Below are 14,550 nucleotides of genomic sequence, written 5' to 3' on the forward strand. Positions count from 1 at the left end.
AGGTACCGAGATCGCGACCGGCGCTCGGTCGACTGCAGGGGCGGATCATGCCGCATGAGCGGACTTACTTGATCTTGCCTTCCTTGTACATCACGTGCTGGCGAGCGACGGGATCAAACTTCTTGATCTCCATCTTGCCGGGCTGATTGCGCTTGTTCTTGGTCGTGGTGTAGAAGTGACCGGTCCCTGCGCTCGAGTTGAGACGGATCTTTTCGCGTGCTGCCTTGGCCATGGTGGATTCTCCGGTTAGACGCGCTCGCCACGTGCGCGGATATCGCCGAGCACAGTGTCGATTCCCTTCTTGTCGATGATCCGCATGCCCTTGGCCGAGATCCGCAGACGCACCCAGCGATTCTCGTTCGCTACCCAGAAGCGGTGAACGTGCAGATTCGGCAGGAAGCGACGCTTGGTCTTGTTGTGAGCGTGCGAGACATTGTTGCCGGTAATGGGACGCTTACCGGTTACCTGGCATACCTTGGACATGGCGAAGATCTCTACGAAGTCGTCGAGCGTTTGAGTGCATAAAGAAGCGGGATGCTAGCACGAGAATTCAATTAGATGCAAGAGCTTCACCCCCGCTCGTCACCTTCCCCGCCCCGTTCGCCCTTGGGCCCGAACCACAGTACCCGCTGCCCCACAGCGGCCCTGAAGGGGATGTCGGCGGCGGCCAGACGCACCCCCTCGGCGGCATCGATCAGCAACACCAGACGCGCGCCCTCGGGCAGGCTGCGGCGCAGTGCATCGAGATCGAAACCCTCGCCAAGCCGGGTGACCTGGAAGGTCCAGCCGCGATACCACTCACGCTGCAGGTCCTCGAACTGCAGCCCCTCGGCGAGGAAGGGCCGCCCCCGCGACCCGGCGCCGGGACGACGCTGCGCATGCCCGGGCTCGATCGGGAACTGATAGACCCGGCGTCGCTCGAAGGCCGGCGCATACTGGGCGCAGACCAGCGAATCATAGGCATCGTTGCCGCTGATCGCCAGCAGGCTGCCGAAATCGGTCAACTCCAGCTCGCCCTCGGCGTGCTCGGAGAGCAGTTCACCATAATAGACCGGTACCCCGGCCTGGCGCGCTGCGCGCAACCGGTGCCAGGAGCGATCGGCGAGGCGCACCGGCACCTGCTGGGCGTGCAGGGTCTCGGCGAGGGCGCAACTCCAGGGGCTGGCGCCGCAGATCAGCAGCCCCTCGCGGGCCGCCGCGCTCAACCCCAGACGCCGCGCCAACCAGCCGAGCGAGAAGCCGTGCGCCACCACGGTAACCAGGATCAGCACGAACACCAGCGGCAGCAGCAGGGCGCCGTCGGCGAAGCCGCCCGCCACCAGCCCCGGCCCCAGCACTCCGGCGACCGCCGCGGCGACGATCCCGCGCGGCGCGATCCAACCGAGCAGCACCCGCTCGCGCCATTCCAACCCGGAGCCGAGGGTGGCAAGCCACACCGCCAGCGGCCTGACCACCAGAACCATGGCGACGATCAACAGGGCGCTGCGCCAGTCGAGCGCGAGCAGGATCTCGGGGTCGAGATCGGCCGAGAGCAGCAGGAAGATCCCTGAGACCAGCAACACCGCAACCGATTCCTTGAAGCGGCGCACCTCCTCGATGCTCGGCAGCCCCATGTTGCCAAGCACCACCCCCATCACCGTCGCCGCCACCAGCCCGGACTCGACGAAGACCAGGTTGGCCAGCGCAAACACCCCGAGCGCAACCCCGAGCGCCAGCGCCCCCTTGAGATACTCCGGCACCTGACCGGCGAGATAGAGCCGCCCCAGCGACCAGCCCGTCGCGACGCCGAAGGCCGCCGCACCGGCCAGACCCAGCAACAACTCGGCGAGGGTATGACCGAACTCCGGTGAACCGGGCGAGATCATCGCCTCGAACAGCACCACCGCGAGCAGCGCCCCGATCGGGTCGTTGACGATGCCCTCCCACTTCAGCAGCGAGGCCGGGCGACGACGCAGTCGCGCCTGACGCAGCAGCGGCAGGATCACCGTCGGCCCGGTGACCACGGCGATGGCGGCGAACACCAGCGCCACCGGCCACGACAACCCGCCGAGCAGATGCGCGGCCAGCGCCCCTAACCCGAGGCTGAGTGCCACCCCGAAGGTGGCCAGACGCCACACCCCGGCGGCGGTCTGGCGCAGCTCGTGCCAGCGCAGGCTGAGCCCGCCCTCGAACAGGATCGCCGCCACCCCGAGTTCAATCAGCGCCGGATAGGCCGGCCCCAGCGACTCACTCGGTCGGATCACCCCCAACACCGGTCCGGCCAGCAGGCCGCAGCCGAGCAGCAGCACGATGGTCGGCACCCGCGCGCGCCAGCCGAGCCACTGCACGGCGATACCGAGCGCGGCGACCAGTGCGAGGGTCTCGGTCAGGTTGGACATGAGTGGAGCCTTGGGGGCGGCCCGGCGGATCCCAAGCCCGCGAGCAGCCCGCAGGGACGCCCGCGATTACGGCCCGGCGCGCAGCCAGCGACGAATCTGGGCGAGATGGCGACGGCTCACCGTCAGCCGTTCGGGACGTCCCCGCAGCCGCGCCACGGTCGAGCCGTCGGGGCATTTCTCCAACCCCTCCAAGCGACTGCACGCGACCAGCGCATTGCGATGGATGCGCAGGAACAGCTCGGGGAACTCGCGCTCAAAGGAGCGCAATGACTCGTCGACCAGCAGCTGGCCCTCGGGGTGGTAAACGGTGACGTACTTGTGCTCGGCCTGCAGATAGACGACATCGCGCACCGCTACCCGCACCACACTGCCGCGATAAGGGGCGCTGATCTCGGTGCGCCGCTCCTCGCCGCCGCCCGGCCAGGAGGGGCGGTTGGCTGCCTGACGCCCCCAAACCAGTCCCTGGCCGCGGCGCAGCACCGCCTCCAGTCGTTCACCCTCGACCGGCTTGTCGAGCCGCTCGAGCACCGCCGGCGGGGCCAGCAGCTGGCCACCACGAGCGCGCTCGCCAGGGGTCATCAACACCACCCGCGGCGGCCGCTCCAGGGTGGCCAGACGCGCCGCCGTCTGCAGGCCGTCGAGTCCGGGGATCTGCAGATCGAGCAGTACCAGGTCGATGGGTTGACGACGGCAACGCTCGATCGCCTCAAGCCCGTTGCAGGCCTCTCCGGCCAATTCGTGGTCTCCCTCGGTCTCGGCGAGCAGCTGACGCAGCCGTTCGCGTGCCGAGGTCTCATGATCGACGACCAGGATCTTCATGCTGACTCACCCCTATCCATGGATGGATTACAGCGTTCACGGGAGTGGAGCAGTGCCGCCCCCGCCGCAGGGTGGCTCACACCCTGCGCATTCGCATTCCAATGGGTCTTCTGAGGGGGGGTCTCAACCCCACCCCCGGCCCTTCCCTGTGCACGACGCCCCCGACGGAGCCGTCGTCACGCCCTCAAGGATGGGCCGTTGCCGGGCCCGGCTCAAGTCGGCCGTGCGTAACGCAGCGCGCGCCACGCCGCCCCATCCCGAACCAACGCCCGCGGGGCACCTGCCAGCAGGCGCCGGACAACGTGTAGAATCAAAGGATTCTCAACCCCCGGATCACTTGAGCATGCACGACACCAATCAATCTGCCAAACCCTGGGCCGGGCGCTTCAACGCCCCCACCGACGCCTTCGTCGAGGCCTTCACCGCCTCGGTCGACTTCGACCGTCGACTCTATCGCTACGACATCCAGGGCTCGATCGCCCACGCCACCATGCTCGCCCGTCAGGGTATCCTCAGCGGCGCCGAGCGCGACGCCATCGTCGCCGGACTGGAGCAGGTACGGGCGCGCATCGAGGCCGGCGAGTTCGACTGGTCGATCCCGCTCGAGGACGTCCACATGAACATCGAGTCGGCGCTCACCCAGGCGATCGGCGACGCCGGCAAGAAGCTCCATACCGGGCGCTCGCGCAACGATCAGGTGGCCACCGACGTGCGCCTGTGGCTGCGCGAGGAGATCGACACCATCGCCGGCGAGATCCGTCGTCTGCAGCGGGCGCTGCTCGATCTCGCCGAGCGCGAGGCCGACACCGTGCTGCCCGGCTTCACCCACCTGCAGGTGGCCCAGCCGATCACCTTCGGTCATCACATGATGGCCTGGTTCGAGATGCTCGATCGCGATCACGACCGCCTCGTCGACTGCCGCCGCCGGCTCAACGTGATGCCGCTCGGCGCCGCCGCGCTCGCCGGCACCACCTACCCCATCGATCGTGCCTATACCGCCGAGCTGCTCGGCTTCGACCGCCCTGCCGAAAACTCGCTCGACGCTGTCTCCGACCGTGACTTCGCCATCGAATTCAGCGCCGATGCGGCGATCCTGATGATGCACCTGTCGCGCTTCTCCGAGGAGCTGATCCTGTGGTCCTCGGCACAGTTCGGCTTCGTCGAGCTCTCCGACAGCTTCTGCACCGGCTCCTCGATCATGCCGCAGAAGAAGAACCCCGACGTGCCCGAGCTGGTGCGCGGCAAGAGCGGTCGCATCTTCGGCCACCTGATCGGCCTGCTGACCCTGATGAAGGCCCAACCCCTGGCCTACAACAAGGACAACCAGGAGGACAAAGAGCCGCTGTTCGACACCGTCGACAACCTCAAGGGCTCGCTCAAGGTGTACGCCGACATGATGGCCCACGTCAGCTGCAACCACGAGCGCATGCGCGAGGCCGCGCGCCAGGGCTTCAGCACCGCCACCGACCTCGCCGACTATCTGGTGCGCAAGGGTATCCCCTTCCGCGACGCCCACGAGATCGTCGGCAAGGCCGTCGCCCTCGGCGTGCGCGAGGGTCGCGACCTCGCCGAGCTGCCGCTCGAATCGCTGCAGCAGTTCTCCGATGCGATCACCGACGACGTCTACGCGGTGCTCACCCTCGACGGCTCGGTCGCCGCACGCGACCACCTCGGCGGCACCGCGCCGAACCAGGTACGCGCAGCCATCGCCCGCGCCCGCCCGCGCCTCGCCGACTGAACGCACCCACCCCGCGCCGACGGCGCGGGGTGGCGCGGCGCACGCCGCGGACTCAGTTCAGACAGAACTCGCGGATCAAGCCGCGCAGCAACGCCAGCGTCGGCGGGATGCGCTCGAGCGCGAGGAACTCGTCGGGCTGGTGGGCCTGGGCAATGTCGCCCGGCCCCAGCACCACGGTGTCCATCCCCAGCTGATTGAAGAAGGGCGCCTCGGTGCCGAAGTTGACCGCCTCGGCCGGGTGCCCGGTGAGCCGCTCGCAGGCCCGCACGATGGCCGCGTCGGCAGCGGTCTCGGCCGGCGGGATGGCCTCGAACAGGGGCGCGACCGTCCACCCCAGCCCGCGCCGCGTGGCGACTCCGGCGACCCGCTCGGCGAGCGCGGCGCGCACCGTCTCGACCGACATCCCCGGCAACAGCCGCAGATCGATCAGCAGCTCGCACTCGCCACAGATCCGGTTGGGGTTGTCGCCGCCGTGGATATGGCCGAGGTTCAGCGTCGGCGTGGGGATCGCGAAGGCCGGGTGATGATGCCCCTGACGCAGCTCCTCGCGCCAGGCCAGCAGCGCCCCGATCACCTCGTGCATGCCTTCCAGCGCACTGTTGCCGAGCGCCGGATCACTGGCGTGACCACTGCGCCCGATCAACCGCAGCGACTCGTTCATCACCCCCTTGTGCAACCGCACCGGACGCAGCCCGGTGGGCTCGCCGATCAGCGCGTGACGACCGAGCCTGCGCCCGGCGGCGACCAGCGCCCGCGCCCCGTTCATCGCCGACTCCTCGTCGGCGGTAGCGAGCAGCGTCAGCGGCGCGCGCAGATCGGCGCCGTCCAGCCCGCGTGCGGCCTCCAGGACGAGCGCGAAGAAGGCCTTCATGTCAGCGATGCCGAGCCCGTAGTAACGCCCGTCGACCTCAGTCAGGCGCAGCGGATCGTGGCTCCAGCGCGACGCGTCGAAGGGGACGGTATCGGTATGTCCGGCGAGCACCAGCCCGTCCGTCCCCGCGCCCAGGGTCGCCACCAGATTGACCTTGCCGGGATGCCCCGGCACATCGAGCACCTCGACGCGGAAACCGGCCCGCTCCGTCCACTCGGCGAGCAGTGCCACCAGCGGGCGATTGCTCTGATCGAGGGCGGGGTCGACACAGATCACCGACGCGGTCGAGACGAGTGCCCCGAGCATCTGCTCGAGCCGGGGTGGATCGACGGACATATGACGAACTCCTGAGGGTCGAGGATGGGCATGTCGAGTGACGGCGACAGCGGACCGGGAGACACGGTTCAAGTGCCGCTCGCGCCGCCGGGACGAGTCAGTCCGACGCCTGGGCGGCGAGCAGGGCGCGCTCGAGCGCGGCGAAATCGGGCAGCCAGGCGTGACGCTCGCCGAGCGCGAGCGCCGACAGGGCGAAGGGGTGCGGGTCCTGCTCCGTGATCAGGTTGTCCGGCGCCGCCCGCTCGAGCCGCGGCATGCCGCGACTGTAGAGCGCGACGAAGGGCAGCGCCGGGTTCCCCGCGGGCATGAAGCAGACCACCACCCGCGCATGCGCCCGCCCTCGCCCCTGCCCCTCGGGCGGTGGCGCAAAGGCCACCGCCGGCACCCGCCGACCACGCCACTGCAGCTCACCGAGCAGCCACTCGGGCGTATCGGGGAGCGGCTGCACCGCGTCTGCCGAGACGATCTCGGCCACCGCGCTCGCCGGCACCAGCAGATCGCGCCCCTGCGTGGGCAGCAACATCACCCGCACCTCGCCGTGATCGGCGCCTCCCTGTCGCGGGATCATGACGCAGCCCCCGTGAGCACCGAGGCGATCTCGCCGAGCAGCTGCGATTCCTGATAGGGCTTGCCGAGATAGCGGTCGACACCGAGATCGAGGGCGTGCTTGCGGTGCTTCTCGCCGGTGCGCGAGGTGATCATGATGATCGGCAGCGCGCGCAGTCGCTCGGAGCGACGGATGTGGCGGGTCAGCTCGAAGCCGTCCATCCGCGGCATCTCGATATCGAGCAGCAGCAGGTCGGGCATCCGCGCATCGAGCAGGGTCAGCGCCTCGACCCCGTCCTTGGCGGTGATCACCTCCATGCCCTCACGTCGCAGCAGGCGGCTGGTGACGCGGCGCACCGTCAGCGAATCGTCGACCACCATCACGCACACCGGACTCTCGCCGCGGGTGTCGGCGCCGCGGGCCGGGCGGTACTCCTGCAGCGCCTTGGAGCGCAGCAGCGCCAGGGCATCGAGGATCAGCGCCACCCGACCGTCGGGCAGCACGGTGCCGCCGCTCAGCCAGCGCACATCGGCCAGCTGCGGACCGAGCGGCTTGACCAGGATGCGCTGGCTCTCGATCAGGCTGTCGACCTGCAGCGCCACGCGCTGCTCGCCGACCCGTGCCAGCAGCAGCGGCAAGCGGCGCTGCTCGCCGAGCTCGGGTTCCTGGTGCGGGTCGAGCACGCCGCCGAGATAGACCACCTGATAGTCCTGGCCGAGATGACTGAAGCGACGTTGGGCGCCAGCGTGGATCGCGGCGAGCTGCTCGCGATCGATGCGCGCCACCGCCTCGACGCTGCTGTGCGGCACCGCGTAGACGTTCTCGCCGACCTTGACCAGGAAGGCCTCGATCATCGCCAGGGTCAACGGCAGACGGATGGTGAAGGTCGCCCCCTGACCGCGGCGCGAGGTGAGATCGATGCCGCCGTTGGCGGCCTTGATCTCGGAGGCGACGACATCGAGCCCGACCCCGCGCCCGGAGATCTGGGTGACCTCGCTGCGGGTGGTGAAGCCGGGTTCGAGGACGAACTGCAGCAGCGCCTCATCGGGGATCTCGGCCTCGGGCGAGAGCATCTCGCGGGCGATCGCCTTGGCGCGGATCGCATCCAGATCCATCCCCTTGCCGTCGTCGCTCAGGCTGATCAGCGCATCGTTGCCCTCGCGACGCAGCGCCAGCACCAGCGCGCCGGTCTCCGGCTTGCCCGCCGCGAGGCGCGCCTCGGGGGTCTCCAGACCGTGATCGACGGCGTTGCGCAGCAGGTGCTCGAGCGGCGCCACCAGCCGGTCGAGCACCGCGCGATCGAGCGCCACCTCGGGACCGATCACCTCCAGTCGCGCCGACTTGCCCAGGCTCTCGGCGGTCTGGCGCACCAGTCGGTGCAGCCGCGGCACCACTTGCACGAAGGGCACCAGCCGGGTGCGCAACAGGCCGTGCTGGAGGTCGTCGGCGAGCCGCGCCTGCTGGGTCAGCAGATCGGCGACCTCGCGCTGATAGCCGCCGAGCAACTCCTTGACGCTGCCCAGATCGTCGAGGGTCTCGGCGAGGCTCCCGGAGAGTTGGTGCAGGTTCGAGAAACGATCGAACTCGAGCCGGTCGAAGCCCTGCTCGCCACCCTCATCGGTCTCCGTCTCCTCGCCGCGGCCGCGCAGCTGACGCTGGGTCTCCAGTTCGAGGGCGCGCAGCTGGCCGCGCAGCCGGCTCAACGTCTGCTCCAGCTCGCCGAGGCTGAAGCCGAACTGGGCGTTGCGCTGACTGAGACGGGCGCGATAGATGCTGATCTCGCTGGCGTCGTCGACGAGCTGGTTGAGCAGGTCGGCGCGCACCCGGATCTGCGCCGCGGCGGTCTCCGGCACGCTCGGCGCCGGCGTCGCCGGTGTCGGCTGAGCCGGGACCTCGGAGGTGAGCGGGTGCAGCTCGGCGACCGGCGTCGGGGTCCCGCCGGCGCCACTCGGTTGCTCCTCGACCCCGTCGAGCGCCGCCACCAGCGCCGAGAGGCGCGGCACCGGGGCGCCGCGCTCGAGCGCCTCGACCTGATTGGCGAGGGCGTCGACGGCGCGCTGCGCCAGCTCCAGGGTGGTGTCGGTGATCGCGCGCTGATCGTCGTGGATCGCCTTGAGCCGGGTCTCGAGGGCGTGACTGAGGTCACCGATCACCGTCAGCCCGGTGAGCCGGGCGCTGCCCTTGAGGGTATGGAGGATGCGGTTGATGCCGTCGAGCGGCTCGAGCTGCTGGGGCGCGAGCTGCCAGGCCTGGAACTCGGCGTCGAGCTTGTCGAGCAGCTCGCGCGCGTCCTCCAGGAACAGGGTCGCGAGCTCGGGGTCGGGCGCGGCGACGCTGTCCTCTTCGACGTCGACCGAGGCGGCGACGGCGGGGCGCTCTGGCGCTGGCGCTGGCTCTGGCTCTGGCTCTGGCTCTGGCTCTGGCTCTGGCTCTGGCTCTGGCTCTGGCTCTGGCTCTGGCTCTGGCTCTGGCTCTGGCTCTGGCTCTGGCTCTGGCTCTGGCTCTGGCTCTGGCTCTGGCTCTGGCTCTGGCTCTGGCTCTGGCTCTGGCTCTGGCTCTGGCTCTGGCTCTGGCTCCAGGCTCGCCTCCGGCTCGGGCGACGTCAAGGCCCCGGGGACCTCCCCCGCCGCATCACCAGCACCGAGCGAAGGCAGCTCCGCGCCCTCGGCCATGGCCGGGCGCGACTCATCCTCCTCGGCCCCGTCGACCGAGGCCCCCGCTGCCAACAGCGGATCCTCCAGGGCCGGCAGCTCCAATTCCGTCATCGCCTCGACGGCGGGCTCGGACGGCCCGTGCGAGCCGAACCGGGCATCCCCCGATGAGACAACCGCCTCGCTCGCGGCCGGCGGTGACCCGGCTGGCTCGACGACGGGCTCCGGCAGGGGCGGCGGCATCGCTACCGCGCGTTCCGCCGGGGCCTCTGGCCCTGTCGGCACACCGACACGCGGCGCCGGCGCCATCTCCAGCTCGACGGCCAGCGCCTGCAGCGCCGAGCCCGCCGGCCCGACGCCCGGCAGCTCGGCGACCCGCTCGGCAATCAGCGCACGCGCACGTTCGAGCCAGCGTCTCGAGTCGGGATCGAGCGCGCGTGCCTGTAACCCCTTGAGTCGCAGTTCGAGCGACTTGGTGACCGTGGCGATGGTGTCGATCCCGGCCATCCGCGCACTGCCGGTCAGGGTGTGGAGCGCGCGCAGCAGCGGCTCGTCGACCGCGCGTGACTCGTCCAGCGCGGCGGTGACCTGCTGCAGGTGCTCGGCGGCCTCGGCGCGGAAGATCTCGAGCAGCTCCTCGTCCTCCTCGAGCAGGCTGCCGGCATCGAGCGCGGCAAGCCCCGGGTCGGGCAAGGGCTCGGGCGCCGGCGACGGCGACAACACCCGGGGGTCGTCCGGCGTGACACGCGTCTCGGTCGCGGCGGGCGGCGGCGGGGTCAGCTCCAGCTCGGAGAGATCGAGCGTGGGCAGCTCCAGGTCGGGCAGCTCCAGCTCACCGGCCTCGTCGACTCCGAGCAGCGCGGCCGGGTCCACAGCGCCCTCGCGGCCCGCGGCGAGTTCGGAGTCAGGCCCCAGACTTGGCAGCGGCACCGTCTCCGGATCCAGCGAGACGGGCTCGTCACGGTCGATTGCCGAGGCCTCGACGGCGCTCGGCGGCGCCGGGCCGAGGACTGGCCCGGTCTCGCTGGCAGGCGCCGCTGCGGGCGCGAGCAAGCGCTCGGCCGGGGCGATCAGCGACGCGGTGTCGACCACCCGCCCCTCGGCCTCGGCGCCGATCAGCTCGGGCAGCCGTTCGAGCACCGCGGCGATGTGTGCGATCAGCGGCGGCGAGACCGGCAGGGTGCGCTCGAGCACGCGGTTGAGCAGGATCTCGTTGGCCTGGGCGACCTCGGCCACCTGGCGCGCCCCGACCAGCCGGCCACTGCCCTTGAGGGTGTGGAAGCTGCGCCTGAGCGTGGTCAGCGCGTCCCAGTCCTCGTTGGCCTCGGACCAGCGCGCGAACTGGGCCCGCGCCGAGGTCATCTCCTCCTCGGCCTCCTCGAGAAAGATCTCGAGGAACTCCGAGGTGACGGCGCCGATCCCCGCATCGGTCTCGGTCGCCACCGCTGGCGACGGCGCGCCGGGCTCGGGCGACGCGCTCCCGAGGCTCTCCTGCAGCGCGGCGAGCGAGTTGCGGGCGTGCTCGATCAGGTTGTCGCCGAACGGCTGACCGTCCTGCAGATGGGCGATATAGAGCTCGAGCGCGGCGATGGTGTCGGCCAGGTGCTCGAACTCGCGCTCGCCCGGTGTCGGGGCCTGCGCCGTACCCAGCCCGCGCACCAGTGCGGCGACCGACTCGGCGAGTTCGGCGGCGGGCTGCTCGTCGAGGATCCGCAGCGCGCCGGCCACGCCTTCCAGCGATCCGGGCACCGGCGCCAGCGGCGCGAGGTTGTCGCGATCGAGATGACAGGCGGCGATCGCCTCCTTGACCTGGACCAGCTCGTAGCCGGCCTCGCGCAGCGTGGTGCTGGCCAGCTCGCCGAGATCGATCCCCGGCAGGGCGCCCGGCAGCGCCGCGACGCGGCGCTCGGCGCAGGCGCGCAACCGCGACTTGAGCGCGAGCAGGCCGGTGGCCAGGGTCTCGAGTCGTCCGCCCCCGTCGGTGCCGTCGAAGGCCGAGCCGAGTTCACCGGCAAAGCGGCGTAGCTCGGCCACCAGCTCGTCGCCGCCGGGGACCTCCAGACGCTCGGCGAGGCGGCGCAGTCCACTCTCCATCAGCGCCAGCTCGCCGGGATCGGGGCGGCCGCCGCCCAGGGCGAGACGCTCGAAGCGCCCCTCCAGTTCGGGAAAGGTCTCCAACACCTCGGCCGCCGCCGCGGCCAGGGCCTCGTCGCCCGCATCTCCGGGGACGCTCGCGCCCACACCGTAGCGCGCGCGCAGCGACTCCAGATCGGGCAGTCGGGCCGGGTCGAGCGGGGCGAGCGCCGCCAGCAGACGCTCGATCAACGCGATCATCTGCGCCTGCGGCCATTGCGGCGGGCGCTGCACCAGCGGCTTGAGGATCCAGTCGAGGTGACCGAGCAGGGTGCGCTGCTCGGCGCCGGCCTCGAGCCAGCCCTGGCGCAGGGCCTCGGCGAGGTGTTCGGCGAGCCGGAAGACGTCGGCCAGCAGTCCCTCGCCGAGATAACCGTGGAGATGGTGGAAGAGGCGCCCGAGCTGGACCAGCCCGCGCCCGTCGCCACCGGCGCGATACCACTCGACCAGATGACGGTGGAACTGCGGGCGCACCTGACGCAGCGCCTCGGCCAACGCATCGAGCGCCTCGGGCGAGGCCTGCAGCGGATCGCTCGTGCCGCCGAGCGCGGCCACGGCAAGCAGCTCGGTCTGGGTCAGCGCCGGCGTGTCGAGTACCGCGCGCACCTCGTTGATCGCCGGCAGCAGGCTCAGCGGCGAGTCGTCGTGCCCGGCATCGAGACGGTCGAGATGGTCGGCGAGCGCCACCAGGGCGTTGGTCAGGGCGCGCGCGCCGGCCTGCAGCTCGACCAGCTCACCGGCGCCGATGCGCGCGGTGAGACGCGCCAGCTCCTCGGCCAGGCGCGCCGGCGCCGGCAGCTGCAGCGCCAGCAACACACCCTGCACCTGGGCCAGCGCGTCACCGGCCTCGGCGGCATCCTGCGGGGTCTCGGACGCCGCCTGGAGGATCGCCAGATCACGGGCCGGACGCAGGGCCGAGTCGATCTCGCCCTTGACCCAGTTCAAACCACCGATGACCTTCTTCTCTGCCATGGGAGCGCCGCTCCTGCCTGATTCAAGGAAAGGTCGCGGGCGACCGCACGGCGCACGCCCCGCCCCCGCTGCGGATGTCCCGCCGCCTCAGGGCAGGCGGAATCCGGCCACCGAGCGCTGCAGCTCGGTGGCGAGGTTGGCCAGCTGCTCGACCGAGGCCGCGGCGCGCCGGGTGCCGTCGTTGTTCTCCTCGGTGAGCGCGCGGATCGCCTGGACGGTGTCGTTGATCTCCGCGGACTGGCGCGACTGACGCTGCGCCGAGTCGGCGATGCGCTTGGTGAGATCGGCGATGTAGGCCGAGACGTTCTCGATCTCGTGCAGCGCGTCGCCCGCGTTCTCGGCCAGGTTGGCGCCCTCGACCACCCCGGAGGTGCTCGCCTCCATCGAGCTGACCGCCTCGTTGGTGTCGGCCTGGATGGTGCGCACCAGCACCTCGATCTGCTTGGTGGCGTTGCGCGAGCGCTCGGCCAGACGCTGCACCTCGTCGGCGACCACCGCGAAACCGCGACCGGCCTCGCCGGCCATCGCCGCCTGCATCGCGGCGTTGAGCGCGAGGATGTTGGTCTGGTCGGCGATGTCGTCGATCAGCTCGACGATCTCGCCGATCTCCTGCGAGCTCTCGCCGAGACGCTTGATGCGCTTGGCCGTCTCCTGGATCTGGTCGCGAATGGCGTCCATCCCCTGGATGGTATCGCGCACCGTCTGCGCGCCGCGCCCGGCGACCTCGACCGAACGCGAGGCGACCTCAGCCGATTCGCCGGCATGGCGCGCCACCTCGTCGATCTGCTGGGTGAGCGACTGCACCGCGGTGGAGGCCTGCTGGATCTGCTGCGACTGCGCGGTGCTCGCCTCGGCCAGACGCGTCGAGATGGTGCGACTGTCCTGCGCCGAGCGGTTCACCCGCGAGGCGGTCTCGTTGATGGTGGTGACCAGGGCACGCAAGGCGTCGACGGCATAGTTGATGGCGTCGGCGATCGCCCCGGTCTTGTCCTCGGTGACCGAGGCCTCGACGGTGAGATCACCGTTGGCGAGATTGCCCATCTCGTCGAGCAGGCGCAGGATCGCCTGCTCGTCACGCTCGCTCTGGGCGGTGGAGAGTTCCTCGCGCCGATGCGCCTCGCGCACCGAGTAGAGCGCGAGCAGCGCCAGGCTGAGCAGGGCGGCGCCGGCGGTCGCCAGCACCAGGGTGGCGCCGACCTCCAGGGGGCCCAGCGGGAAACGCAGGGGCGCGGCGCGATAGGCCGCGGCGAGTTCGGCGAGCGCGCGCTCGAGTCGCTCGGCGCCGGCGGCGAGCGCGATCTCGGCATCGAAGGCCACGCTCGCCGTCCCGGACTGCTCGAACGCGGTCTCGAGTGCAGCGCCGAGCGCGACCGAGACCCGCTGCGCCTCATCGAGCGCGTCGCGCAGCGCCGGCGCCGAGGTCGACTCGGCCAGCGCGCCCAGCGCCGCCTCCAGCGCCTCGCCCTCGCGCGTCAGGCCCTCGCCCACCTGGCGGGTCCGCTCCTCGCCGGCGGGCAGAGCGGCGAGCAGGGCATCGATCCGCGCCAGCCGCGCCGACTGCCGGCCGAGGCGAAACGCCTGCGCCGGTGCGGCCTCGCTCGCCGCGAGACGCTCCCCGGCGCGCGCGAGCGCGGTCTCGGCGCGGACCACCAGCGCGCGCGCCTCGCGTACCGCGCGCTGCGCGGCCAGCGGCGCCTCACCGGCGCCGAGCAGACGTTCGAGTTCGACACGCAACCCGGTCCAGCCGTCGCGCGCCGCGCGCCACGGCTGCTCCAGCCCGACGAGATCGGAGCGCAGCGTCCCGGCCTCGCCGCCGAGCGCCTCGCGCAGCCTGGAGCGGGCCTGACGCAGGCGCTGCTGCGCCGCCTCGTCCCCCTGCAGCAGCGCGGCGCTGTCGGCCGCCAGCCCGGCCACCGTGGTCGCAGCAGTGCTCGCCTGGGTCGAGAGGCGCAGGTGAGCGGCATCGACCCGGTCGAGCCGGAGATAGCCGAGCAGCGCCAGCACCGCGAAGGTCAGCGCCAGCAGCGCCAACGCCAGGGTGATCTGTCGCGACCCACCCAGCCGTCTCTTGCGTGGGTTGAGCGTCTCTCGTTTCGCCATCTGCT

At 71.0% G+C, this 14,550-nt stretch carries 9 protein-coding genes; 1 reads left to right on the top strand and 8 read right to left on the bottom strand.

Annotation, left to right across the window (positions count from 1 at the left end; genetic code table 11):
- Positions 1 to 64: 64 nt before the first annotated feature.
- The 4 genes from rpmG to ACAM26_RS02230 form a co-directional block, all read right to left on the bottom strand.
- The gene (gene rpmG / locus ACAM26_RS02215; RefSeq protein ID WP_012969431.1) at positions 65 to 232 is read right to left on the bottom strand and encodes a 50S ribosomal protein L33; all 168 of its coding nucleotides are present in this window, start codon (positions 230 to 232) and stop codon (positions 65 to 67) included.
- A 14-nt stretch (positions 233 to 246) separates the two neighbouring features.
- Positions 247 to 483: a 50S ribosomal protein L28 gene (gene rpmB, locus ACAM26_RS02220; RefSeq protein ID WP_369613054.1), complete on the bottom strand. Its 237-nt coding sequence runs from the start codon at positions 481 to 483 to the stop codon at positions 247 to 249.
- Between the two features lie 86 nt (positions 484 to 569).
- Positions 570 to 2,378, bottom strand: a complete 1,809-nt coding sequence (locus tag ACAM26_RS02225; protein WP_369613055.1) for a cation:proton antiporter — start codon at positions 2,376 to 2,378, stop codon at positions 570 to 572.
- A gap of 66 nt (positions 2,379 to 2,444) precedes the next feature.
- Complete coding sequence (locus tag ACAM26_RS02230) at positions 2,445 to 3,197, bottom strand: LytR/AlgR family response regulator transcription factor (RefSeq protein ID WP_369613056.1); 753 nt, start codon at positions 3,195 to 3,197, stop codon at positions 2,445 to 2,447.
- A 343-nt stretch (positions 3,198 to 3,540) separates the two neighbouring features.
- Here ACAM26_RS02230 and argH point away from each other — a divergent pair, with 343 nt between their 5' ends.
- The gene (gene argH / locus ACAM26_RS02235) at positions 3,541 to 4,935 is read left to right on the top strand and encodes an argininosuccinate lyase (protein WP_369613057.1); all 1,395 of its coding nucleotides are present in this window, start codon (positions 3,541 to 3,543) and stop codon (positions 4,933 to 4,935) included.
- Positions 4,936 to 4,987: 52 nt separating this feature from the next.
- On the opposite strand, the gene argE is transcribed toward argH, so the two are convergent.
- The 4 genes from argE to ACAM26_RS02255 form a co-directional block, all read right to left on the bottom strand.
- Entirely contained in the window at positions 4,988 to 6,142 is a 1,155-nt protein-coding gene (argE, locus tag ACAM26_RS02240) for an acetylornithine deacetylase (RefSeq protein ID WP_369613058.1), read from the bottom strand.
- Between the two features lie 97 nt (positions 6,143 to 6,239).
- Positions 6,240 to 6,710, bottom strand: coding sequence for a chemotaxis protein CheW (locus ACAM26_RS02245; protein WP_062274163.1), 471 nt, complete (start codon positions 6,708 to 6,710; stop codon positions 6,240 to 6,242).
- On the bottom strand, positions 6,707 to 12,445 hold the full coding sequence (locus tag ACAM26_RS02250) for an Hpt domain-containing protein (RefSeq protein ID WP_369613059.1): 5,739 nt from the start codon (positions 12,443 to 12,445) through the stop codon (positions 6,707 to 6,709). Before ACAM26_RS02250 ends, ACAM26_RS02245 begins: the two co-directional genes overlap by 4 nt.
- Before the next feature lie 87 nt (positions 12,446 to 12,532).
- Entirely contained in the window at positions 12,533 to 14,545 is a 2,013-nt protein-coding gene (locus ACAM26_RS02255) for a methyl-accepting chemotaxis protein (protein WP_132228375.1), read from the bottom strand.
- Positions 14,546 to 14,550: the final 5 nt, after the last annotated feature.

This window comes from Marichromatium sp. PS1, assembly GCF_041155115.1.
Classification (GTDB): Bacteria; Pseudomonadota; Gammaproteobacteria; order Chromatiales; family Chromatiaceae; genus Marichromatium; species Marichromatium gracile.